This window comes from uncultured Aquimarina sp. (assembly GCF_947492115.1).
Lineage (GTDB): Bacteria > Bacteroidota > Bacteroidia > Flavobacteriales > Flavobacteriaceae > Aquimarina.
This window is the reverse complement of record NZ_CANLMM010000016.1, coordinates 1-23,655: the sequence shown is the minus strand read 5'-3', so window position 1 is coordinate 23,655 and position 23,655 is coordinate 1. Positions and strand designations below refer to the sequence as shown.

At 35.5% G+C, this 23,655-nt stretch carries 17 protein-coding genes and 5 tRNA genes; 21 read left to right on the top strand and 1 reads right to left on the bottom strand.

Annotation, left to right across the window (positions count from 1 at the left end; all coding sequences use genetic code 11):
• The first annotated feature begins 487 nt into the window (after nt 1-487).
• From Q1A73_RS23900 to Q1A73_RS23805, 20 genes are all read left to right on the top strand, one after another.
• On the top strand, nt 488-1,870 hold the full coding sequence (locus tag Q1A73_RS23900) for an alpha-amylase (RefSeq protein WP_299611147.1): 1,383 nt from the start codon (nt 488-490) through the stop codon (nt 1,868-1,870).
• Nucleotides 1,871-1,976: 106 nt separating this feature from the next.
• Complete coding sequence (gene rpsU / locus Q1A73_RS23895; RefSeq protein WP_034242830.1) at nt 1,977-2,171, top strand: 30S ribosomal protein S21; 195 nt, start codon at nt 1,977-1,979, stop codon at nt 2,169-2,171.
• A gap of 126 nt (nt 2,172-2,297) precedes the next feature.
• Nucleotides 2,298-3,188 carry a tyrosine-type recombinase/integrase gene (locus tag Q1A73_RS23890; RefSeq protein WP_299611137.1) on the top strand — a complete coding sequence of 297 codons (891 nt, stop codon included), beginning with the start codon at nt 2,298-2,300 and terminating at the stop codon, nt 3,186-3,188.
• A gap of 67 nt (nt 3,189-3,255) precedes the next feature.
• Entirely contained in the window at nt 3,256-3,558 is a 303-nt protein-coding gene (raiA, locus tag Q1A73_RS23885; RefSeq protein ID WP_299611135.1) for a ribosome-associated translation inhibitor RaiA, read from the top strand.
• Between the two features lie 101 nt (nt 3,559-3,659).
• A tRNA-Thr gene (locus Q1A73_RS23880) sits at nt 3,660-3,733 on the top strand.
• Nucleotides 3,734-3,855: 122 nt separating this feature from the next.
• Nucleotides 3,856-3,938 (top strand) — tRNA-Tyr (locus Q1A73_RS23875).
• Nucleotides 3,939-3,971: 33 nt separating this feature from the next.
• Nucleotides 3,972-4,044: transfer RNA gene (locus tag Q1A73_RS23870), tRNA-Gly, on the top strand.
• Nucleotides 4,045-4,168: 124 nt separating this feature from the next.
• Nucleotides 4,169-4,240 (top strand) — tRNA-Thr (locus tag Q1A73_RS23865).
• A 58-nt stretch (nt 4,241-4,298) separates the two neighbouring features.
• Nucleotides 4,299-5,486 carry an elongation factor Tu gene (gene tuf / locus Q1A73_RS23860; RefSeq protein WP_280931104.1) on the top strand — a complete coding sequence of 396 codons (1,188 nt, stop codon included), beginning with the start codon at nt 4,299-4,301 and terminating at the stop codon, nt 5,484-5,486.
• A 57-nt stretch (nt 5,487-5,543) separates the two neighbouring features.
• Nucleotides 5,544-5,616: transfer RNA gene (locus Q1A73_RS23855), tRNA-Trp, on the top strand.
• 93 nt (nt 5,617-5,709) lie between these two features.
• Nucleotides 5,710-5,907, top strand: coding sequence for a preprotein translocase subunit SecE (secE, locus tag Q1A73_RS23850; RefSeq protein WP_299611130.1), 198 nt, complete (start codon nt 5,710-5,712; stop codon nt 5,905-5,907).
• 5 nt (nt 5,908-5,912) lie between these two features.
• Entirely contained in the window at nt 5,913-6,467 is a 555-nt protein-coding gene (gene nusG, locus Q1A73_RS23845; protein WP_299611127.1) for a transcription termination/antitermination protein NusG, read from the top strand.
• A 76-nt stretch (nt 6,468-6,543) separates the two neighbouring features.
• Nucleotides 6,544-6,981, top strand: coding sequence for a 50S ribosomal protein L11 (rplK, locus tag Q1A73_RS23840; protein ID WP_299611125.1), 438 nt, complete (start codon nt 6,544-6,546; stop codon nt 6,979-6,981).
• 17 nt (nt 6,982-6,998) lie between these two features.
• A complete protein-coding gene (gene rplA / locus Q1A73_RS23835; protein WP_299611122.1) occupies nt 6,999-7,694 on the top strand; it encodes a 50S ribosomal protein L1 in 696 nt (231 codons plus the stop codon).
• Nucleotides 7,695-7,709: 15 nt separating this feature from the next.
• Nucleotides 7,710-8,231: a 50S ribosomal protein L10 gene (rplJ, locus tag Q1A73_RS23830; protein WP_299611119.1), complete on the top strand. Its 522-nt coding sequence runs from the start codon at nt 7,710-7,712 to the stop codon at nt 8,229-8,231.
• A 68-nt stretch (nt 8,232-8,299) separates the two neighbouring features.
• Entirely contained in the window at nt 8,300-8,677 is a 378-nt protein-coding gene (rplL, locus tag Q1A73_RS23825; protein ID WP_299611116.1) for a 50S ribosomal protein L7/L12, read from the top strand.
• 126 nt (nt 8,678-8,803) lie between these two features.
• Entirely contained in the window at nt 8,804-12,613 is a 3,810-nt protein-coding gene (gene rpoB / locus Q1A73_RS23820; protein WP_299611113.1) for a DNA-directed RNA polymerase subunit beta, read from the top strand.
• Nucleotides 12,614-12,718: 105 nt separating this feature from the next.
• A complete protein-coding gene (rpoC, locus tag Q1A73_RS23815) occupies nt 12,719-17,020 on the top strand; it encodes a DNA-directed RNA polymerase subunit beta' (RefSeq protein WP_299611110.1) in 4,302 nt (1,433 codons plus the stop codon).
• 67 nt (nt 17,021-17,087) lie between these two features.
• A complete protein-coding gene (locus Q1A73_RS23810) occupies nt 17,088-17,402 on the top strand; it encodes a DUF3467 domain-containing protein (RefSeq protein WP_299611107.1) in 315 nt (104 codons plus the stop codon).
• A 135-nt stretch (nt 17,403-17,537) separates the two neighbouring features.
• Entirely contained in the window at nt 17,538-17,858 is a 321-nt protein-coding gene (locus Q1A73_RS23805) for a DUF962 domain-containing protein (RefSeq protein ID WP_299611104.1), read from the top strand.
• A gap of 158 nt (nt 17,859-18,016) precedes the next feature.
• On the opposite strand, the gene Q1A73_RS23800 is transcribed toward Q1A73_RS23805, so the two are convergent.
• Nucleotides 18,017-19,603 carry a peptide chain release factor 3 gene (locus Q1A73_RS23800; RefSeq protein WP_299611101.1) on the bottom strand — a complete coding sequence of 529 codons (1,587 nt, stop codon included), beginning with the start codon at nt 19,601-19,603 and terminating at the stop codon, nt 18,017-18,019.
• 324 nt (nt 19,604-19,927) lie between these two features.
• On the opposite strand from Q1A73_RS23800, the gene Q1A73_RS23795 reads away from it, so the two are divergent.
• Nucleotides 19,928-23,655 (top strand): SdrD B-like domain-containing protein (locus Q1A73_RS23795; protein ID WP_299611098.1); only part of this gene is annotated, 3,728 nt, incomplete at its 3' end.

The window sequence follows — 23,655 nt, the reverse complement described above, 5'->3', positions numbered from 1 at the left end:
GCCTAACTGAGATTCGTATTTTGGCGAAAATGTTTTTTCATTTTCCAAAATGGTAATCGATAAGAAGGAGTACAAACCAGCTGTAGAGGCCTAACTGAGATTCGTATTTTGGCGAAAATGGTTTTCATTTTCCAAAATGGTAATCGATAAGAAGGAGTACAAACCAGCTGTAGAGGCCTAACTGAGATTTGTATTTTGGCGAAAATGGTTTTCATTTTCCAAAATAGTAATCGATAAGGAGATAATTATTAATTATTCTTTAAAGACTTTATAAAATCCACAACGATTGATTAATGAATCAATATCGTTTGTGGATTTTTCTATTTTTTATGCGTAAAAATGTGATTTTGATGATAAAGTAGATGTAATTTTATGAAAATGTTAAAATTTTATCAACACGAAAACGTTTGAGTGATTATTCAAACGTTTTCGTTCATTGTAAAAACCCTACATTGTGAGCTAGTTAACACAAAAAACACTAATAATTATGAAAACTTTTAAGCTCGTTTATTTTCTACTAGCGATCACATTTCTTTTAGCTTCTTGTGGTAAAGATGAGATTTTAGACAATGTAGAACCCGAATCAGAAAAACCTGAAGAATTAGTTTCTACCAGAGCAGGCCTTAAAACTATTGGTTCTGGAGTAATGATGCAAGCATTTTACTGGGATGTTCCTGCGGGGGGTACTTGGTGGAATGTAGTAAAAGGAAAAGTTAGTTCCTGGAGTGATGCTGGTATAGATGCAATTTGGTTGCCACCAGTAAGCAAAGCTCAAAACGGTCCTTTTTCTATGGGGTATGATCCTTTTGATTATTATGACTTTGGAGAATATAACCAAATGGGAAGCACAGAAACTAGATTTGGTTCCAGATCCGAACTAGAGTCTCTCATATCTAGAGCACATAATAATGGGGTAAATGTAATTGCTGATATTGTAATTAACCATAATAGTGGAGGTGATTTAGAATCGAATGAATTTGCAGGGAAAGATACATATACCTTGTTTAATCCCATGTCTAATAAATTCAATAGAACAAAGTATGACTTTCATCCAAATGAGGCATATAATTCGGATAGTGGAATTTTCGGAGGTTTTCCTGATTTAAGTCATAATAAATCGTATGTACAAGATTGGTTGTGGAAAAGAAATAATTCTGTAGCAAAGTATTATAAGAATACGATGGGGTTTGATGGTTATAGATTTGATTATGTGAAAGGTTTTGCTCCTTGGGTTGCTAAAGAGTTTCGTAGATCTACAGGTGTGTTTGGGGTTGGAGAATACTGGGATGGAAATGTAAATACCTTAAAATGGTGGACAGATCAAGCACAAATGTCAGCTTTTGACTTTGGTTGTTACTATAAAATGAGAGATGCTTTTATGGGTAATAACCTAAATGCACTTAGTGGTGATATGCTATGGAAAAGAAATGCTAGTAGAGCGGTTACCTTTGTGGCAAATCATGATACGGACGAAATTATTAATAATAAATTATTGGCATATGCTTATATCTTAACACATGAAGGATATCCAGCAATATTTTATAGAGATTATGAAGATTGGTTAAGTAAGAGTAAGATGAACAATCTTATTTGGATTCATAATAACCTTGCCGGAGGAAGTACTACTAATTTATGGACAGATAATGATGAGTACATCGCAAGAAGAAATGGAGGTTATGGTAAAAATGGTCTGGTTGTTTATATAAACAATTCTAATTCCTGGAAAGAAAGATGGATTCAAACAAATTGGTCGAGTAGAAGGATAAAGGACTATACAGGTAATTCTAACTGGGAACCAGTAACACAGGGTGGAAGATGGGTAAAAATACAAGCCCCACCAAAAGGATATACAGTGTGGTCTTTAAAATAAAAAAGGGACATAATTACGCGACTAATTAAAATTATTAAAAAAAGCTTTGTAGATAATACTATTGTAGTATCTTTGCAGCCTAATTTTTAAAGAAAGGAGGTGCACTATGTTAATTATACCAGTTAAAGACGGAGAGAATATAGATAGAGCGTTGAAGCGTTTTAAGCGTAAATTCGACAGAACAGGAACAATGCGTCAGCTTAGAAAGCGTCAGGCATTTACAAAACCTTCTGTGGAGCGCAGAGCTCAGATCCAAAAAGCGCAATATATTCAGCACTTAAGAGATCAAGAGGAAATTTAATTAAAATGTAAAGCGTTGTATTTATTGGCTTTTTAGGAATAAAGAGTCAAACTTCGTTTTTTACTATATAAATTTAGACCATTGGGAAATAAAAGTTTTATACTTTTGTTTTTCAATGGTTTTTTTATGTTGATTGAAAAGTTTGTTGATTATCTGCTTTTAGAAAAAAAATACTCCAAGCATACTGTTATAGCTTACCATAAAGATTTAGTGTCTTTCTCAGAGTTTTATTTACAAGAATTTGGAGATCAAGATATATCAAAGTCCAATTATTCTCAGATTCGTTCATGGATTGTTAGCTTGGTTGATCATCAGGTCTCCAATAGAACTATTAATAGAAAGGTTTCTTCTTTAAAAGCTTATTATAGATTTTTGTTGAAATTGGGGGAGATAGAAAAGAATCCTCTGGCGAAGCATCAGGCTCTGAAAGTTTCTAAAAAAATACAGATTCCTTTTTCTGATAAAGAGGTGGATGTAGTCTTAAGTGAATTAGAAGGGAATGATGATTTTATAAGTGTTAGGGATCGGTTAATTGTGGAGCTTTTTTATGGTACTGGGATTCGTAGGATTGAGTTGGTAGATCTTAAAGTGGGAGATGTAGATTTTATGTCGAAGCAAATAAAAGTGGTAGGTAAAAGAAATAAAGAAAGGTATATACCTCTCATTCCCTCGATTCTTCATACGGCAGATAAGTATTTATTGTTAAGAGAAGAAGTGCTTTCTGATCCTGAAGATAAAGCTTTGTTAATTACTCAAAAAGGAGTTAAAATATACGAAACACTTGTTTATCGAATCATAAATAGTTATTTTAGTAAGGTATCTTCGAAGATAAAAAGGAGTCCGCATATACTTAGACATTCATTTGCGACACATCTCCTAGGCGAAGGTGCAGATTTAAATGCTGTAAAAGAATTACTTGGTCATTCTAGCTTGGCAGCTACTCAGGTATATACAAATCAGAGTATAGCGCAGCTTGCAAAAATACACAAGAACTCTCATCCTAGGAATAAAAAGTAAAGTGAAGATATCTAGCTTCCTTCTTTTAGGCTTTTAATATTTTGTTCAACCAATTAAAATAATACCTATGAAAGTAAACTTGCAGTCCGTAAATTTTAATGTAGATCAGAAATTGGTAAATTTTACTCAAGCGAAATTAGATAAGTTGGAAAATCATTTTAGCCGTATAATTTATGCAGATGTTTTTTTGAAAGTTATGAATACAAGCGGAAAAGAAAATAAGATTACTGAAATTTTATTGAGTGTTCCGGGAGACGAGTTTATTATTAAAAAAATAAATAAAACCTTCGAAGAAGGTGTGGATGAGTGTGTTAGTTCTTTGGAAAGACAACTTCGAAAACGTAAAGAAAAATTAAATGCACATGTTTGATGATTTTTTTTAAAAAAATGTTTTGTGTAATAAATAAATTCTATACATTTGCAGTCCGTTAGAAATAGCGGACTTTTTTATGTTCAAAAACATAGTGAAAAGCCGATATAGCTCAGCTGGCTAGAGCAGCTGATTTGTAATCAGCAGGTCGTGGGTTCGAGTCCCTCTATCGGCTCTTTTAGAGTGGTAATTTTGAAAGAAATTAACACTTTTAAAATTTAATTTTGAATTGTAAAATATTTGTTTACTTTTGCGCATTCAAAATTGAAAAGTTCAGTATTAAATTAGTGAATTATTGGGGAGATACTCAAGCGGCCAACGAGGACAGACTGTAAATCTGTTGGTTTTTACCTTCGCAGGTTCGAATCCTGCTCTCCCCACACCTTCAATCTTAAATTATTAAGGTTGTAAAAGCGGGAGTAGCTCAGTTGGTAGAGCGTCAGCCTTCCAAGCTGAATGTCGCCGGTTCGAACCCGGTCTCCCGCTCAAAAGCATAGAGCTAATCTTGATGCATTTTTAGCATTGGATTTTTAATATAGAAATAATGATGAATCGGTTTTCTTTCGACATTAAATAAAGAAGTCTGGTTTATCATTCTGTACTTTAAAAAGCCGGTGTAGCTCAGGGGTAGAGCGTTTCCTTGGTAAGGAAGAGGTCACGAGTTCAAATCTCGTCATTGGCTCTTAGTTCAGAAGCATTAATTGAACACTAATATATAACTAAGATTAAATAAATTAATTATGGCAAAGGAAACTTTTGATCGTTCCAAACCGCACTTAAATATTGGTACTATTGGACACGTTGATCACGGTAAAACAACTTTAACTGCTGCGATTACTAAAGTATTAGCAGATGCTGGTCTTTCTGAGGCTAGAGATTTTGATACTATCGATAACGCTCCAGAAGAAAAAGAAAGAGGTATTACTATTAATACATCTCACGTAGAATACCAAACAGCTAATCGTCACTACGCACACGTTGACTGTCCAGGTCACGCCGATTACGTAAAGAACATGGTAACTGGTGCTGCTCAGATGGATGGTGCGATCTTAGTGGTTGCTGCTACTGATGGACCAATGCCACAAACTCGTGAGCATATCCTATTAGGACGTCAGGTAGGTATTCCAAGAATCGTTGTATTCCTTAACAAAGTGGATATGGTAGACGATGAGGAATTATTAGAATTAGTAGAAATGGAAGTAAGAGATCTTCTTTCGTTCTATGAGTATGATGGAGATAATGGACCTGTAGTTGCTGGTTCTGCTCTTGGTGCTCTTAACGGTGAGCAAAAGTGGGTTGACACTGTGCTTGAGTTAATGAAAGAAGTAGATGCTTGGATCGAGGAGCCATTACGTGAGATCGACAAAGATTTCTTAATGCCAATCGAAGATGTATTTTCTATTACTGGTCGTGGTACTGTAGCAACAGGACGTATCGAAACTGGTATCGCTAACACTGGGGATCCTGTAGAGATCATCGGTATGGGAGCTGAGAAGTTAACTTCTACTATTACAGGTATCGAGATGTTCCGTCAGATATTAGATAGAGGAGAAGCTGGTGATAACGCAGGTATCTTATTAAGAGGTATTGAAAAGACTCAGATCTCTCGTGGTATGGTAATTACTAAGCCAGGATCTGTAACTCCACATAAAAATTTCAAAGCTGAGGTGTATATCCTTAAGAAAGAAGAAGGTGGACGTCACACTCCATTCCATAATAACTACCGTCCTCAGTTCTACGTACGTACAACTGACGTAACTGGAAACATTGCGCTTCCTGATGGAGTTGAGATGGTAATGCCTGGAGATAACTTAACAATTACTGTTGAGCTTATTCAGCCAATTGCAATGAATGTAGGTCTTCGTTTTGCTATCCGTGAAGGGGGTAGAACAGTAGGTGCTGGTCAGGTAACCGAAATTTTAGACTAAATAATATATAGATATAAGGAAAGGTATTCGTTACGACGAATACCTTGACTTATGTATACGGGTTTAGCTCAGTTGGTAGAGCACTGGTCTCCAAAACCAGGTGTCGGGAGTTCGAGCCTCTCAACCCGTGCAATAACAATATTAAGATCTTGTGTTTTTAGCATAAGGTTTCTATAATGAATTTAATAATGACAATTTTGTTGTCATTTTAAAGAACAATAAGATGGCTGGATTAATAAATTACATAACGGAATCGTATAATGAGTTGAAAAACCATGTAACATGGACACCATGGGCTGAGGCACAGAGGTTAACTTTAGTTACTATAGTTTTTTCAGTTATTTTTTCTTTAGCTATCTGGGGAGTAGATACATTGTTTGGCAATCTTATAGAGTATTATTTTACGTTAGTTAAATCTTAATAACAATGGCTGAGGTAAGTAATACAAAAAAGTGGTACGTTGTTCGTGCTGTAAGTGGTCAGGAAAATAAGGTAAAAGACTATATAGAAAGAGAGATTGCTCATTTAGGTATGGAGGATTATGTTTCTCAGATTTTGGTACCTACTGAAAAAGTTGTTCAGATTCGTAATGGAAAGAAAATAAACAAGGAAAGGGTTTACTTTCCGGGTTATGTAATGATAGAAGCTAATTTATCGGGAGAGATTCCGCATATTATTAAGTCTATAAATGGTGTTATTGGTTTTCTTGGTGAAGTTAAGGGAGGTGATCCTGTTCCTTTAAGAAAGGCAGAGATTAACAGAATGTTAGGTAAGGTTGATGAGCTCGCTGTTAAAACTGATAATGTTGCTATTCCTTATACGGTTGGAGAAACTGTAAAGGTAATAGATGGTCCTTTTAACGGGTTCAACGGATCTGTGGAAAAGGTGAATGAAGAGAAGCGTAAGCTTGAGGTAATGGTGAAGATTTTCGGTAGAAAGACACCATTAGAGTTAAGTTATATGCAAGTAGAAAAAGTATAGTAATTGTTACATTATATATCTGAATTGTTCTTATTGCTTCCACTTTATAGAACGATTCTAATTTAAAATTAGAAAAATGGCTAAAGAGATAAGTAAGGTTGTAAAACTTCAGGTACGTGGAGGAGCGGCTAACCCATCCCCACCAGTTGGACCTGCTTTAGGTGCTGCCGGAGTTAATATCATGGAATTCTGTAAGCAATTCAATGGTAGGACACAAGATAAAGCTGGTAAAGTATTACCAGTAGTTATAAGTGTTTACAAAGACAAATCTTTTGACTTTGTAATTAAAACTCCTCCAGCAGCAGTTCAAATACTGGAAGCAGCAAAAACAAAGAAAGGTTCAGGAGAGCCAAACCGTAAAAAAGTAGCTAGTGTTACTTGGGATCAAGTTCGTACGATCGCAGAAGATAAAATGCAAGATTTAAATGCATTTACTGTTGAGTCAGCTATGAAAATGATTGCTGGTACCGCTCGTTCAATGGGTGTTAACGTAAAAGGAGATGCTCCTTTTTAATCCAAAACGTGTAGAAAATGGCAAAAGTAACTAAAAAGCAAAAAGAAGTTAGAGCTAAAGTAGATAAGAATAAAGCTTATTCATTAGATGAGGCTTCTGCTTTGGTAAAAGAAATAACAAACGTAAATTTTGATGCTTCTGTAGATTTAGCAGTACGATTGAACGTAGATCCGCGTAAAGCAAATCAAATGGTGCGTGGTGTGGTAACTTTACCTCACGGAACAGGAAAAGATGTTAAAGTTCTTGCGTTAGTAACTCCAGATAAGGAAGCTGAAGCGAAAGAAGCTGGAGCAGATTTTGTTGGTTTAGACGAATACCTTGATAAAATCAAAGGGGGATGGACTGATGTAGATGTTATCATCACAATGCCTAGCGTAATGGGTAAGTTAGGTCCATTAGGTAGAGTTTTAGGGCCTCGTGGTTTAATGCCTAATCCAAAGACCGGAACTGTAACTATGGATATTGCTAAAGCTGTATCTGATGTAAAAGCTGGTAAGATTGATTTTAAAGTAGATAAGACAGGAATTGTACATGCTGCAATAGGAAAGTCTTCTTTCTCTGCTGATAAGATCGCTGGAAACGCAAAAGAGTTATTGACAACATTAGTAAAGTTAAAGCCTGTAGCTGCTAAGGGGACATATATAAAGTCAATTTATATATCATCTACTATGAGCCCTGGTGTAGAGATTGATTCTAAAAACTTTGCTGGGTAATTAAGAAACACGATTATGACAAGAGAAGAAAAATCACAAGTAATTGAAGACTTAACTGCTCAGTTAGCTGAAAATTCTAATATTTATTTAGCAGATATTTCAGGATTAGATGCAGGTACAACGTCGAACTTACGTAGAGCTTGTTTTAAAGCGAACGTATCATTAAAAGTAATTAAAAACACACTCCTTGCAAAAGCAATGGAGAATTCAGATAAGGATTTTGGAGAGTTACCAAATGTATTAAAAGGTAACACCTCTATAATGTTCTCTGAAACTGGTAACGCACCGGCAAAGGTAATTAAAGAGTTTCGTAAGAAATCAGAAAAGCCTTTATTAAAAGGAGCTTTTGTAGAAGAAGCAATTTTTGTAGGTGATGAAAATCTTGAAGCGCTTGTTAATATCAAGTCTAAAGAGGAAGTTATCGGAGATATTATTGGCTTGCTACAGTCTCCAGCTAAGAATGTTATTTCGGCATTAAAGTCTGGTGGAGGTACGATAGCAGGTATCCTTAAAACATTATCCGAAAAAGAAGGATAATCTAAGCGTGTACGCACTTTTTAACAAATTATATTTCAATTAAAAAAAATTATTTAAAACGATAGAAAATGGCAGATTTAAAAGAATTCGCAGAACAACTAGTTAATTTAACAGTAAAAGAAGTTAATGAATTAGCTGATATATTAAAAGAGGAGTATGGTATCGAGCCTGCTGCTGCTGCTGTAGCTGTTGCTGGTGGTGGTGCTGCTGGTGGTGGTGATGCTGCAGAGGAGAAGTCAGAGTTTGACGTAATCCTTAAAGCTCCAGGAGGTGCTAAGTTAGCTGTTGTTAAGTTAGTAAAAGAATTAACTGGTCTTGGTCTTAAAGACGCTAAAGGATTAGTTGATGGTGCTCCAAGTGCAATTAAAGAAGGAGTAGCAAAAGACGAAGCAGAAGCTCTTAAAGCTCAATTAGAAGAGGCTGGAGCTGAGGTTGAGCTTAAGTAAGCTTACCAAATATTGACATAGAGGTTTAGACCTGGAGAATTTTCTCTAAGGTCTAAACCATTTTGCGTATATAACTATTAGGTTACTTACGCCATTTTTTAAATTTTAATTTAATTCCGTCCATTGATGTTAGCAACGCAAACTGAAAGATTGAATTTTTCTTCCGTAAAGAATAGACCAGAATATCCGGATTTTCTTGATATTCAGATCAAATCTTTTCAAGACTTTTTTCAATTAGAAACAAAGTCCGAAGAAAGAGGAAATGAAGGTCTTTATAATACCTTCATGGAAAACTTCCCGATTACGGATACACGTAATCAATTTGTACTAGAATTTTTAGACTACTTTGTAGATCCACCAAGATATGATTTACAAGAATGTATTGAAAGAGGACTTACGTATAGTGTTCCTTTAAAAGCACGTTTAAAACTTTTCTGTACGGATCCTGAACATGAGGATTTTGAAACTATAGTTCAGGATGTTTATTTAGGTACTATTCCTTATATGACACCTAGTGGTACATTTTGTATCAATGGTGCAGAACGTGTTGTTGTATCGCAATTACACCGATCTCCTGGTGTGTTCTTTGGACAATCATTCCATGCAAATGGAACTAAGTTATATTCTGCAAGAGTAATTCCTTTTAAAGGTTCTTGGATAGAATTTGCTACAGATATCAATAGCGTGATGTACGCATATATTGATAGAAAGAAAAAATTACCAGTTACGACGCTTTTCCGTGCGATAGGTTTTGAAAGAGATAAAGATATTTTAGAAATTTTTGACCTTGCTGAAGAAGTTAAAGTATCCAAATCTGGATTGAAAAAAGTATTAGGTCGTAAATTAGCTGCACGTGTTTTAAATACTTGGCATGAAGATTTCGTAGATGAAGATACTGGAGAAGTTGTTTCTATAGAAAGAAACGAGATCGTTTTAGATCGTGATACTATTTTAGATAAAGATCACCTAGATGAGATTGTAGATTCTGGAGCTAAAACTATTTTACTTCATAAAGAAGACAATCAAAAAGGTGATTATGCTATTATTCATAATACACTACAAAAAGATCCTACTAACTCTGAAAAAGAAGCAGTAGAACACATATATCGTCAATTACGTAATGCAGAACCGCCTGATGAGGAGACTGCAAGAGGTATAATTGACAAATTATTCTTTTCTGATCAACGATATAACCTTGGTGAGGTTGGACGTTATAGAATGAATAAAAAGTTAGGTCTTAATATCGAAATGGATAAGCAAGTACTTACCAAAGAGGATATTATTACTATTATCAAATACTTAATCGAGTTAATTAATTCTAAAGCTGAGATAGATGATATCGATCACCTTTCTAATCGTCGTGTTAGAACAGTAGGAGAACAATTATCACAGCAATTTGGTGTTGGTTTAGCGCGTATGGCTCGTACGATCCGTGAGCGTATGAATGTTAGAGATAATGAAGTTTTTACACCAATTGACTTAATTAATGCAAAGACATTATCTTCTGTAATTAATTCATTCTTCGGAACGAATCAGTTGTCTCAGTTTATGGATCAAACAAATCCATTAGCAGAGATTACTCATAAGCGTAGACTTTCTGCTCTTGGACCTGGAGGTCTGTCTAGAGAGAGAGCTGGTTTCGAGGTTCGAGATGTTCATTATACGCATTATGGTCGTTTATGTCCTATCGAAACTCCAGAAGGACCAAATATTGGATTAATTTCTTCACTTGCGGTATTTGCAAAAGTAAATTCTATGGGATTCCTAGAGACTCCATATAGAAAAGTAGAAGATGGAAAAGTTGATTTAAGTGAATTTAAATACTTAAGTGCCGAAGAAGAAGAAGAAAAATTAATCATGCAAGCCAATCTTCCATTAAAAGAAGACGGTACTATAGAAAGTGATAAGGTGATTGCTCGTATGGAAGGTGACTTCCCTGTTATCGAGCCAGGTAACGTAAATTATGCCGATGTTGCACCTAATCAGATTGCTTCTATTTCTGCTTCGTTGATTCCTTTCTTAGAACATGATGATGCAAACCGTGCTTTGATGGGATCAAACATGATGCGTCAAGCAGTTCCATTATTAAGAGTTGACGCGCCAATTGTAGGTACTGGATTAGAAAGACAAGTTGCTTCCGATTCGAGAGTATTAATTAATGCAGAAGGAGAAGGAGTTGTAGAGTATGTGGATGCACAAAAAATTATCATTAAGTACGACCGTACGGAGGAAGAGAGAATGGTAAGTTTTGATAGTGATTCTAAAACATATAACTTAATTAAATTCCGTAAAACTAACCAAGGGACTTCTATCAATCTAAAGCCAATTGTTAGAGCTGGAGATAGAGTTACTAAAGGTCAGGTTTTATGTCAAGGTTACGCTACAGAAAATGGAGAGCTTGCATTAGGAAGAAATATGAAAGTAGCCTTCATGCCTTGGAAAGGATATAACTTTGAGGATGCGATTGTAATTTCTGAAAAGGTAGTTAGAGATGATATCTTTACTTCTATCCATATAGATGAGTACTCATTAGAAGTTCGAGATACCAAATTAGGTAATGAGGAGTTGACTAATGATATTCCAAATGTTTCTGAAGAAGCGACTAAAGATCTTGATGAAAATGGAATGATCCGAGTTGGTGCAGAAATCAAGCCAGGAGATATTCTTATAGGTAAGATTACACCAAAAGGAGAAAGTGATCCAACACCTGAAGAGAAACTTCTTAGAGCTATTTTTGGAGATAAAGCAGGAGATGTAAAAGATGCCTCATTAAAAGCTTCACCATCATTACATGGAGTTGTAATAGATAAAAAGTTATTCGCTAGAGCTATAAAAGATAAGCGTAAGCGTTCACAGGATAAAGAAGATATTTCAATATTAGAAAGATCTTATGATGCTAAGTTTGCTCTTCTTAAATCTGAGTTAGTTGATAAACTATTTGTAATTGTTGGAGGTAAAACTTCACAAGGAGTTATCAATGATTTAGGAGAAGAAGTACTTCCTAAGGGTAAGAAGTTTACTCAGAAAATGCTTAACAGTGTTGATGATTATGCACATCTTACTAAAGGAACATGGACAACTGATGACCATCTAAATAAAATGGTTGCAGATTTGATCCATAATTTTAAGATCAAAGAAAATGATTTACAAGGTAACCTACGTAGAGAGAAGTTTACGATCTCTGTTGGGGATGAATTACCTTCTGGAATTATAAAACTAGCTAAAGTTTATATCGCTAAAAAACGTAAGCTTAAGGTAGGAGATAAGATGGCAGGTCGTCACGGTAACAAAGGTATCGTAGCAAGAATCGTAAGAGAAGAAGATATGCCATTCTTAGAAGATGGAACACCTGTAGATATCGTATTAAATCCACTAGGGGTACCTTCTCGTATGAATATTGGTCAGATCTACGAAACCGTATTAGGTTGGGCTGGTCAAAAATTAGGTAGAAAGTATGCTACTCCAATTTTTGATGGTGCTTCACTAGATCAGATTAATGAATTTACGGATGAAGCAGGTATACCAAGATTTGGGCATACATATCTGTATGACGGTGGTACGGGAGATCGTTTTGATCAGCCGGCAACTGTAGGTGTGATCTATATGCTTAAGTTAGGGCATATGGTTGATGATAAAATGCACGCACGTTCTATCGGACCATACTCGTTGATTACTCAGCAACCACTTGGTGGTAAGGCACAGTTTGGAGGTCAGCGTTTTGGAGAGATGGAGGTATGGGCTCTGGAAGCATATGGAGCTTCTGCAACCCTTCGTGAGATATTGACTGTTAAATCTGATGATGTTATTGGAAGAGCTAAAACATACGAAAGTATCGTAAAAGGTGAGCCAATGCCAGAACCTGGATTACCAGAATCATTCAATGTATTAATGCATGAATTGAAAGGTCTTGGTCTGGATATCAGATTAGAAGAATAATAATAAGTAAAACTTTTTTCCCTGGATTTTATATCTGGGGAGAGGTTTTTCTAACGAGTTATTATTCAAATTTAAATTACAATAATTCTTAAGTAACCATATATTATGGCAAGAAATAATGATAAGAATACAGTAAAGAGATTTAATAAAATCTCTATTGGTTTGGCATCTCCAGAGTCAGTTTTAGCTGCATCTCAAGGAGAGGTTTTAAAACCTGAAACTATTAATTATCGTACTCACAAACCTGAGCGTGATGGTTTGTTCTGTGAGCGTATTTTTGGTCCTGTTAAGGACTTTGAATGTGCTTGTGGTAAATATAAGAGAATCCGTTATAAAGGAATCGTATGTGATCGATGTGGTGTAGAGGTAACGGAAAAGAAAGTTCGTAGAGATCGTGTAGGGCATATCAACTTAGTGGTTCCTGTAGCACACATTTGGTATTTCCGTTCTTTACCTAACAAAATAGGATATTTATTAGGGCTTCCTTCTAAGAAGCTTGATATGATCATCTACTACGAAAGATATGTAGTAATTCAACCTGGTATTGCTAAGAATGAAGAAGGTGAACCAGTTCAGAAAATGGATTTCCTTACAGAAGAGGAATATTTAAATATATTAGATAGTCTTCCGCAGGAAAATCTATATTTAGATGATACTGATCCAAATAAATTTATCGCTAAGATGGGGGCTGAATGCCTTATCGAAATCTTAAAGAGAATCGATCTTGATGAATTATCTTATGAGTTAAGACATAAAGCGAATAATGAAACTTCTAAGCAGCGTAAGACAGAAGCTTTAAAGCGTCTACAAGTTGTAGAGTCGTTACGTGATGCAAATAAAAATAGAGAAAATCGTCCTGAGTGGATGATTCTAAAAGTGGTTCCTGTAATTCCGCCAGAATTACGTCCATTAGTACCTTTAGATGGAGGTCGTTTTGCTACTTCTGATTTAAATGATTTATATCGTCGTGTAATCATACGTAATAATCGTTTAAAGCGTCTTATGGAAATTAAAGCTCCAGAAGTAATCTTACGTAATGAGAAGCGTATGTTACAGGAGTCTGTAGATTCTTTATTTGATAATACACGTAAAGCATCTGCTGTAAAAACAGATTCTAACAGACCATTAAAATCTTTATCAGATTCTTTAAAAGGTAAGCAAGGTCGTTTCCGTCAAAACTTATTAGGTAAGCGTGTGGATTATTCAGCACGTTCTGTAATTGTTGTAGGGCCAGAATTGAAATTATTTGAGTGTGGTTTACCCAAGAATATGGCGGCAGAACTATACAAGCCATTTGTGATTAGAAAATTAATCGAGCGTGGTATTGTAAAGACAGTTAAGTCAGCAAAGAAAATTATAGATAGAAAAGAGCCTGTTGTTTGGGATATCTTGGAAAATGTGCTTAAGGGGCATCCAGTATTACTAAACCGTGCTCCAACGCTTCACAGATTAGGTATTCAGGCTTTCCAACCAAAACTTATTGAAGGTAAAGCGATTCAGTTACACCCATTGGTATGTACGGCATTTAATGCAGATTTTGATGGTGACCAGATGGCGGTACACTTACCTTTAGGACCTGAAGCTATATTAGAAGCTCAGTTATTAATGCTTGCTTCTCATAATATTTTGAACCCTGCAAATGGTTCTCCAGTTACCGTACCTTCTCAGGATATGGTACTTGGGTTATATTATATGACAAAATCACGTAGATCGACTCCAGAGTTAGTAATCAAAGGAGAAGACCTAACATTCTATTCTCCAGAAGAAGTAATTATAGCTTATAACGAGAAGAGACTTGATATCAATGCTAACATTAAAGTTAGAACTAAAGATATCGATGAGAACGGTGAGCTGGTAACTAAAATTATAGAAACTACTACAGGTAGAGTTTTATTTAACGAAAAAGTACCAGAAAAAGCTGGATATATCAATGAGGTTTTAACCAAAAAATCATTGAGAGATATTATCGGAGGTATTTTAAAGGTAACTAGTGTTCCTGAAACTGCAATATTCTTAGATGAGATTAAGACGTTAGGATATGAATTTGCATTTAGAGGAGGTTTATCGTTTAGTTTAGGAGATATTATTATTCCTGAAGAAAAACATAAAATGATCGCTGATGCTAATGGTCAGGTAGATAATATTGTGGCTAATTATAACATGGGTCTTATTACTAATAATGAGCGTTATAATCAGGTTATTGATATTTGGACCTCTACCAATGCGGAATTGACAGAATTGTCGATGAAACGTATTAGAGAAGATCAGCAAGGATTCAACTCAGTGTATATGATGCTTGATTCTGGAGCGAGGGGATCTAAAGAGCAGATTAGACAGCTTACTGGTATGCGTGGATTAATGGCGAAACCTAAAAAATCTAACTCTGCAGGTGGTGAAATTATTGAAAACCCAATTCTTTCTAACTTTAAAGAAGGTCTTTCAATTCTTGAATACTTTATCTCTACACACGGTGCTCGTAAAGGATTAGCGGATACGGCATTAAAAACTGCAGATGCTGGATACTTAACACGTCGTTTAGTGGATGTTGCACAAGATGTTATCGTTAATATCGAAGATTGTGGAACGTTAAGAGGAGTAGAAGTAACACCTTTAAAGAAGAACGAAGAAATTATAGAAGGTCTTGCTTCAAGAATTACAGGTAGAACTTCATTAGTGGATGTAATTAATCCATTGACTCAAGAAGTACTTGTAGAAGCAGGAGTGGAAATTGATGATGCTACGGCAAAAATCATCGAAGATTCTCCAGTAGAATCTGTAGAAGTTCGTTCAGCTCTTACTTGTGAGGCTAAGAAAGGAATCTGTGTAAAATGTTATGGACGTAACTTAGCTACAGGAAAAACGGTTCAAAGAGGTGAAGCGGTAGGTGTTGTTGCTGCACAATCGATTGGAGAACCTGGTACTCAGCTTACACTACGTACATTCCACGTTGGAGGTATTGCAAGTAACATTTCTGAAGAAAATCAATTAAAAACCAAATTTGCTGGTAAAGCAGAGATAGAAGAATTAAAGACTGTAAAAGGTGAAGATTCTGAAGGTAATGAGATTGATGTAGTAATTTCTCGTACTTCTGAAGTTAAGATTGTAGACCCTAAAACTAAGATAGTACTTAGTACTAATTTGATACCATACGGATCACAGTTGTTTATTAATAGCGGTGATATGGTTGAGAAAGATCAAAGTATCTGTCAATGGGATCCATATAATGGTGTAATTATTTCAGAGTTTGCCGGTAAGGTGAAATATGAAAATGTAGAACAAGGTGTTACTTATCAAGTAGAAATAGATGAGCAAACTGGATTCCAAGAAAAGGTAATCTCAGAATCTCGTGATAAGAAAAAGATCCCTACCCTTCTTATAATGGGAAGTGGTGATGAAGTACTTCGTTCTTATAACCTTCCAGTAGGTGCACACCTTATGGTAGATGATAACGATAAAATTAAGGTTGGTAAGATCTTAGTAAAAATACCACGTAAGTCTGCAAAAGCAGGGGATATTACAGGAGGTCTTCCACGTGTGACAGAATTATTCGAAGCACGTAACCCTTCTAACCCAGCTGTTGTTAGTGAGATTGATGGTGTAGTTTCATTTGGTAAAATCAAGCGTGGTAACCGTGAAATTATCGTAGAATCAAGAATTGGAGAGATTAAGAAATATCTTGTTAAGTTATCGAATCAAATTCTAGTTCAAGAGAACGATTTTGTACGTGCAGGAATGCCATTATCTGATGGTTCTGTGACTCCAGAGGATATTTTGAAAATCAAAGGACCTTCTGCAGTACAGCAATATTTGGTGAATGAAGTACAGGAAGTATATCGACTACAGGGTGTGAAGATTAATGATAAGCACTTTGAGGTGGTAGTACGTCAGATGATGCGTAAAGTAAGAATCCAAGATCCAGGAGATACTATTTTCTTAGAAAACCAATTAGTTCATAAATCTGACTTTATACAGGAGAATGATGCTATATTCGGAATGAAAGTAGTTGAAGACGCTGGAGATAGTGAAAACTTGAAGGCTGGACAGATTGTTTCACCGAGAGATTTGAGAGATGAAAATTCTATCTTACGTAGAGAAGATAAGAACTTAGTAGAAGCTAGAGATGTTACTCCTGCAACTGCAACTCCAATACTTCAAGGTATTACAAGAGCGTCACTTCAGACTAAATCATTTATTTCTGCAGCATCCTTCCAGGAAACGACAAAGGTTCTTAATGAAGCTGCCGTAAGTGGTAAAGTTGATGATCTAGAAGGATTAAAAGAGAACGTAATCGTAGGACATAGAATACCTGCCGGAACAGGTATGAGAGACTACGAAAGTATTATCGTAGGTTCCAAAGAAGAATTCGAAGATCGAATGGAGCAACGACAAGAAGTAAATTATAATTAAAATATGGAAAGCCTGCCAATTGGCAGGCTTTCTTTTTTATATCCATTATTTTATAAAGAAATAGAAAATGGCAGATCAAAAAAACCAAAAACAAAATCAATTAAATATAGAGTTAGATGATGCAGTAGCTGATGGAATATATAGCAACTTGGCAATTATAAACCATTCGGTGTCAGAATTTGTTGTTGATTTTGTAAATATTATGCCTGGTAGACCTAAGAGCAAAGTGAAGAGCAGAATTATATTAACTCCACAACATGCAAAACGTTTATTAAAAGCATTAGGTGATAACGTGGCTCGATTTGAAGCAGCACATGGAGAAATAAAGGACTACGAGCAACCGCCAATTCCTTTGAATTTTGGACCTACAGGACAAGCATAAAAAAATATGTGTTTATAACAAAAGATTTTAGACCCACTAGTTTTATAATTAGTGGGTTATTTATTATAAATACAACCTTGATATGGATATATTTTTTTAGTATCTTAAACACTCTTTATGGCTAATTAGTGAGATATGTCTGATCGAATTAAAACTTATTCTGAATTTTATAAGTTCTATCTTAGTGAACATCAAAATAGAACAAGTAGAACGCTCCATTTTATTGGCACTTTTTTAGTTTTTATAATAATTGGTATAGCTATTTATTATGGTTGGGGTTGGAAATGGTTTTTAGTTCCAGTGGTAGGATATGGTTTTGCTTGGGTAGGTCATGCGTTTTTCGAAAAAAATAAACCAGCTACATTTAGGTATCCGTTGTGGAGCTTGTTATCGGATTTTAAATTGTTTTTTGAAATTCTAATCGGAAAACGTGCTTTCGATAATTCGAAAGATTAATATTTGATTTTATTATTGATTTTTTTAAAATCATAGATTTTAATTATTACTCATAGTAAATCGCATTCTATAAACCCTCTTTAATGAGTTTTAATTTTTTAAGAATGGTAATCTTAAGGTTTCTTAGAGAAAACTCTGGAAAACCACTTAAAATCGATTTAAAACTCAGAAGTAAAATGAAATGTAATAGAAGGATACTTTTGTTGAGTCATTTGTAAACTAAATGAAGAATCAGCAAGAAATACGAGTTGACCTTGTTTGTCCTTTGCTAAAAACTTGCCTTTAACTCTTTTGAAATCTTTGAATTCGTCATTATTTTCATCTTCGGCATCTACCCAACATGCTTTATGAACATTTAGATTTTCGTAAGTACATTTAGCACCATATTCATGTTCTAATCTATATTGAATTACTTCGTATTGTAAAGCTCCAACAGTTCCAATAACTTTTCTGCCATTTAATTCTAATGTGAATAATTGTGCGACACCTTCGTCCATTAATTGATCAATACCTTTTGCTAACTGTTTGGATTTCATAGGGTCAGCGTTGTTGATGTATCTAAAATGCTCAGGAGAAAAACTAGGAATACCTTTATAGTTCAGTTTCTCACCAGTGGTTAATGTATCTCCAATTTTAAAATTACCCGTATCATGTAGCCCCACAATGTCTCCTGGATAAGATACATCTACGATTTCCTTTTTTTCTGCGAAGAATGCATTAGGACTAGAAAATTTTAATTTTTTATTATGTCTGGTATGTAAATAAGGGACATTTCTTTCGAAAGTTCCAGATACAATTTTTATAAAAGCTAAACGATCTCGATGTTTTGGATCCATATTTGCATGAATCTTGAATACAAAACCAGTAAAGTCTTTTTCGTCAGGCTGTACTATTCTAATATCACTCTCCTTAGGTCTCGGAGTTGGAGCAATGGATATAAAACAATCTAATAATTCACGAACACCAAAGTTGTTCAATGCAGATCCAAAAAAGACTGGTTGCAACTCTCCTTTTTGATACAAATCTTGTTCAAAATTAGGGTAGATACCATCCACTAATTCGATTTCTTCTCTCAAGGTTTCCGCAGCATCTTCTCCAATCAACGTGTTTAATTCAGCCGAATTTAGATCAGATATCTCAGTAGTTTCTTCAATGTTTTTTCTACTATCTCCACTAAATAAATTTATGTTTTTTTCCCAGATATTGTATATTCCTTTAAAATCATATCCCATTCCGATAGGGAAGCTTAGAGGGGTAACCTTTAATCCTAATTTTTGCTCCACTTCATCTAGAAGTTCAAAAGCGTCTTTCCCTTCACGATCTAATTTGTTGATAAATACGATCATAGGAATATTTCTCATTCGGCAAACGGAAACAAGCTTTTCAGTTTGTTCCTCTACCCCTTTTGCTACATCAATTACTACAATAACACTATCTACAGCCGTTAGAGTTCTAAATGTATCTTCAGCAAAATCTTTATGACCTGGTGTATCTAAAATATTGATTTTTACGCCTTGATATTCAAAAGCTAAAACAGAAGTTGCCACAGAAATTCCTCTTTGACGCTCAATTTCCATAAAATCACTAGTGGCTCCTTTTTTAATTTTATTAGATTTTACCGCACCAGCTTCTTGGATGGCTCCACCAAATAAAAGTAATTTTTCAGTTAATGTGGTTTTTCCCGCGTCTGGGTGAGAAATGATACCAAAGGTTCTTCTTCTGTTGATTTCTTCTGAGAATTTCATTGTCGTTCTATTGCTAAAGTTTGCAAATATACTATATATATGAACAAAGAATAAAAAAGTGACTTTCAAGATATGAAAATAGAATTATTGTTTTTTTCATGTGTTTTACGGCTAAAAATTATGTATTTCATCGAAAAATCAAAAAATATAAGGGAAATTAGATACTAAAATTATAAATGTATTGCCATATTTGTAGTATATAAAATTTACGGTAAAACCGTAAATAATTAAGTTTTAAGTAAATTTTATAGTAAAAAAGTATTATAAGATACTTGTGAAAATAGGACCCAGTTATTTTTACAAGTTTTTGTAAACCATCGTCATATGAAAAGAATTACCCAAGTCTTATTGGGCCAAAAAGGATTTATATTCCTTATGGCCTTAATGTTTTTATTCACCTATAACAATATCTTTAGTCAAGAAGGTAAAGATGGTGATCTTACAGTAACTACTGCCAATACAATTTTAAATACCTATAGTCCAGTCACCTCGGATATTTCTGCAGGTGATACCACTATCGACGTAAATGATGTAGCAGCAGATCTAGGAGGATTAGTTAGTGGTGATCTCGTTTTAATTTATCAGGCACAAGGAGCAACTATTAATACCACTAATACAGTTAGTTATGGTGATATAACCGACTATGGGAGTTCGGGTCTTTATGAGTTTGCTTACGTTTCTTCCACAGCGATCAATACGATCACATTAACTTGTGCTATAGCGAATTCATATTTTGTAGCAGGGAGAACACAGGTAATTAAAGTTCCACAATATAATGTACTAACCATTGATGCTGGTGCATCTGTTACTGCTTTACCTTGGGAAGATTTTGCGGGTAGTAGACGTGGAGGATTAGTTGTAATTACAGCAACTACTATAAACATTAATGGAGATATAGATGCCTCTGGTCTTGGGTTTAGAGGTGGTCAGGTCGATAATACTACTTCAACAAACGGAGCTACTGTTGTTAGTGATTTTGTTTTTTCAGTTGCGGGTAATGGTGCTGAAAAAGGTGAAAGTATTGTTGGTTATCAGACGGATTATGATGCATTGGGAGGAAGATATGGAAGGGGAGCTCCTGCTAATGGTGGAGGAGGAGGAAACTCTCATAACTCCGCTGGAGGAGGAGGTTCTAATGGAAATAATGGGAATATTTGGTTTAATGGGGCAGGTGTTATGTGTACTGGATGTACAGGATCAGCGGCTTGGACTTTAGATCCCGATTATATAGCAAATGGTAATGCTCTTACCACTTCTTCAGGAGGAGGAAGAGGTGGATACTCTTTTGGATCTAGTAACCAAAATGCTTTAACCTTAGGTCCAGGTAACAGTGCCTGGGGAGGTGATCATAGAGACGCTGTTGGAGGATTAGGAGGAAGACCACTAATCGCAAACGAACAAAACAGAATATTCCTCGGAGGAGGAGGAGGAGCTGGAGATAGAAATAATAGTGCTAGTCAGGATGCTGCCAATGGAGGTGGTATTATTTTGTTAGGTGCAGATACTATTGCAGGTTCTGGTAATATAATTACAAATGGTGCTAATGCTTTGCCTACAGTACCTAATCATAATGATGCACCTGGTGGAGGTGGAGGTGGAGGTAGTATTGTTTTACGTGCTGCTTCAATCGCTAATTCTTTGACTTTAAGTGCTAATGGTGGTAATGGTGGAAATCAATTGATTACCAATAACGAGAGTGAAGGTCCTGGTGGTGGTGGTGGAGCTGGTTTTGTAGCTATTTCTGCGGGTACGCCAACGATTAATATCAATGGTGGTTCGAATGGTGTTACGAATAGTGGTGCCTTAACGGAATTTCCAGCAAATGGAGCGACAGAAGGTGCTAACGGAGAGTCTGTTACCGGTATCAGTAGTAGTGCTATTACTTGTTCTAATCCAGGTACAATTAGCGGATTGGTATATAATGATGCGGATGGAAATGGTGTACAAGGTGGTGGAGAATCAGGTATAGGAAGTGTTACCATAGTAATTACAGATGTAAATGGAAATACCCAAACGATACAAACAAATCCTGATGGTACTTATACGGCTACGTTGCCGCCAGGAAATGCTACAATTGATGTTTTAGATTCTGATACAGATTTACCAACAAATGCGGTTCAAACGGAAGGAGATGACCCTACAAGTATCACAGTTGTCGCGGGTACAAATACGGCATCAACTCCTGATGGTTTTGTAATAGATACAGATGGGGATGGTATTGGAGATCCTTCAGATAATTGTCCGGTAGTTTCGAATGGAGATCAAACGGATACAGATTCTGATAACGTAGGAAATAGCTGTGATAATGATGATGATAATGATGGAATTCTAGATACAGATGAAGGGCTTAATTGTGCTGCATCCGATATTAATGTAGGTACGGCTCCAACAGGTAATCAAAATGGAGTAGGTTCTATTAGTGATATTTATGATTTTGATGGAGTAGATGTAGATGTTACAACTACAATTAATCAGGTAAATGGAGGTTCTTTAAATATACTAGAGGTTGAGGATACTACAACTTTGAGAATTCAGGGAGAAGAAATAGATGATGGAGCATCAGAAAGTTTGGTATATACGTTTACGTTTAGCGAAGCAGTAACTGGTGTTAAGTTTAGATGGTCTGGTATTGATCAAGGAGATAACGTAACAGTTACAGCAGCTGGACCTAACGTACAGAGTATTTCTTTAGGATCTTTAATGAATCCTTCAGCCTTTCCAAATAGTGATTATGCTATAGCCTCTGGAGGTGCGTCTCATATCATAACGAGTAATAATACTTTATCTCCAACCATAACTTCTTTCACAAATGGTTCTGGTGATACATCATTAAATTATTCTGATATAACCATAGAAGGATTAGTTACATCTTTTTCAATTACTACAAATAAATTTAGACAAGATGGGGATATAACAAATAATGGACTTATTACTTTCCTATTTTCTAATTTTACATATTGCACATACGAAGATGCTGATGGAGATGATATTCCTAACCATTTAGATTTAGATTCAGATGATGATGGTTGTAGCGATGCAAATGAGGCTTATAATGATGCGAATGCAGATGGTGGTGATGGTGGTCAGTTTGGTACAGTAGACCCTGCAAATGTGGATGCGAATGGGCTTGTTACAGAAACAGGTGTTGATTATACCTTGGGAACGAATACTAATGTTACTGCGGGAGGAGCTAATATTTGTACAGCTCCAGCACCAGTTACATTGCACCAAAATCCAGCTTGTACGGACACGGTATATAATTTAATATGGGATGGATTTGCTCCTAATGGAATTGATGAGTTTGATTGGACACCAGATGGAGCTTTAACGAATACTTTTAATGATGTTGATGGTTCAGGAATAACTATAACACATACTTTTTCTGGAGAAACTGGAACCCTAGGGACTTGGCCTACAACTGGATCCACTCAAAGCCCTTCCGTAGATTCTAATGGTTCTGGAAATCTAGCCGATGAAGTATTGGAGTTTTTTACCACAGGTTTCGGAACTACTGGAATTACGCAAACGATAACATTTAGCACAGATATATATTCTGTAGGATTTGATTTATACCATATAAATTCAAATGGTTCTGGTAGTGGGGATTTGTTTACAGTAACTGCTACTGATGGTGCTGGAAATACAATTTTTCCAACATTTACAGATTCTGGAACACCTTCATATACATCTAATGGAGCTAATGGACAAATAGATGCAACTGGAAGTTCAGTTGCTAATGATAATGATCAAATAGGTGTTAATTTTGAAGATTTAGATGGAATAGCAAGTATTACAATTGTATGGCAAAACTGTTCTACTTGTAATACAGGAGCGCAACATGGTTCTGCTATTGGTGGTTTTGATTTTTGTACAGAGATTCCAATCGTTGTTAGCATCGACGATATTACAGTTGCAGAGGATGTAGGTGATGCTACGGTTACGGTAAGCTTAAATATACCAAACGCGACAGACACAGTTATAGATATAGTTACTACAGATGGTAGTGCTAGTGAGCCAGGTGATTATACAGAGGTTATTACTACGGTTACGAT

Excerpts from the sequence above, each read along its gene's own strand:
- raiA (WP_299611135.1), top strand. The coding sequence starts at position 3,256 with ATGAAAGTAAACTTGCAGTCCGTAAATTTTAATGTAGATCAGAAATTG.
- rplL (WP_299611116.1), top strand. The coding sequence starts at position 8,300 with ATGGCAGATTTAAAAGAATTCGCAGAACAACTAGTTAATTTAACAGTA.
- Q1A73_RS23810 (WP_299611107.1), top strand. The coding sequence starts at position 17,088 with ATGGCAGATCAAAAAAACCAAAAACAAAATCAATTAAATATAGAGTTA.
- secE (WP_299611130.1), top strand. The coding sequence starts at position 5,710 with ATGGCTGGATTAATAAATTACATAACGGAATCGTATAATGAGTTGAAA.
- tuf (WP_280931104.1), top strand. The coding sequence starts at position 4,299 with ATGGCAAAGGAAACTTTTGATCGTTCCAAACCGCACTTAAATATTGGT.
- Q1A73_RS23900 (WP_299611147.1), top strand. The coding sequence starts at position 488 with ATGAAAACTTTTAAGCTCGTTTATTTTCTACTAGCGATCACATTTCTT.
- rplJ (WP_299611119.1), top strand. The coding sequence starts at position 7,710 with ATGACAAGAGAAGAAAAATCACAAGTAATTGAAGACTTAACTGCTCAG.
- rpoB (WP_299611113.1), top strand. The coding sequence starts at position 8,804 with ATGTTAGCAACGCAAACTGAAAGATTGAATTTTTCTTCCGTAAAGAAT.
- rplK (WP_299611125.1), top strand. The coding sequence starts at position 6,544 with ATGGCTAAAGAGATAAGTAAGGTTGTAAAACTTCAGGTACGTGGAGGA.
- rpoC (WP_299611110.1), top strand. The coding sequence starts at position 12,719 with ATGGCAAGAAATAATGATAAGAATACAGTAAAGAGATTTAATAAAATC.
- rplA (WP_299611122.1), top strand. The coding sequence starts at position 6,999 with ATGGCAAAAGTAACTAAAAAGCAAAAAGAAGTTAGAGCTAAAGTAGAT.
- Q1A73_RS23800 (WP_299611101.1), bottom strand. The coding sequence starts at position 19,603 with ATGAAATTCTCAGAAGAAATCAACAGAAGAAGAACCTTTGGTATCATT.
- rpsU (WP_034242830.1), top strand. The coding sequence starts at position 1,977 with ATGTTAATTATACCAGTTAAAGACGGAGAGAATATAGATAGAGCGTTG.
- Q1A73_RS23805 (WP_299611104.1), top strand. The coding sequence starts at position 17,538 with ATGTCTGATCGAATTAAAACTTATTCTGAATTTTATAAGTTCTATCTT.
- Q1A73_RS23890 (WP_299611137.1), top strand. The coding sequence starts at position 2,298 with ATGTTGATTGAAAAGTTTGTTGATTATCTGCTTTTAGAAAAAAAATAC.
- nusG (WP_299611127.1), top strand. The coding sequence starts at position 5,913 with ATGGCTGAGGTAAGTAATACAAAAAAGTGGTACGTTGTTCGTGCTGTA.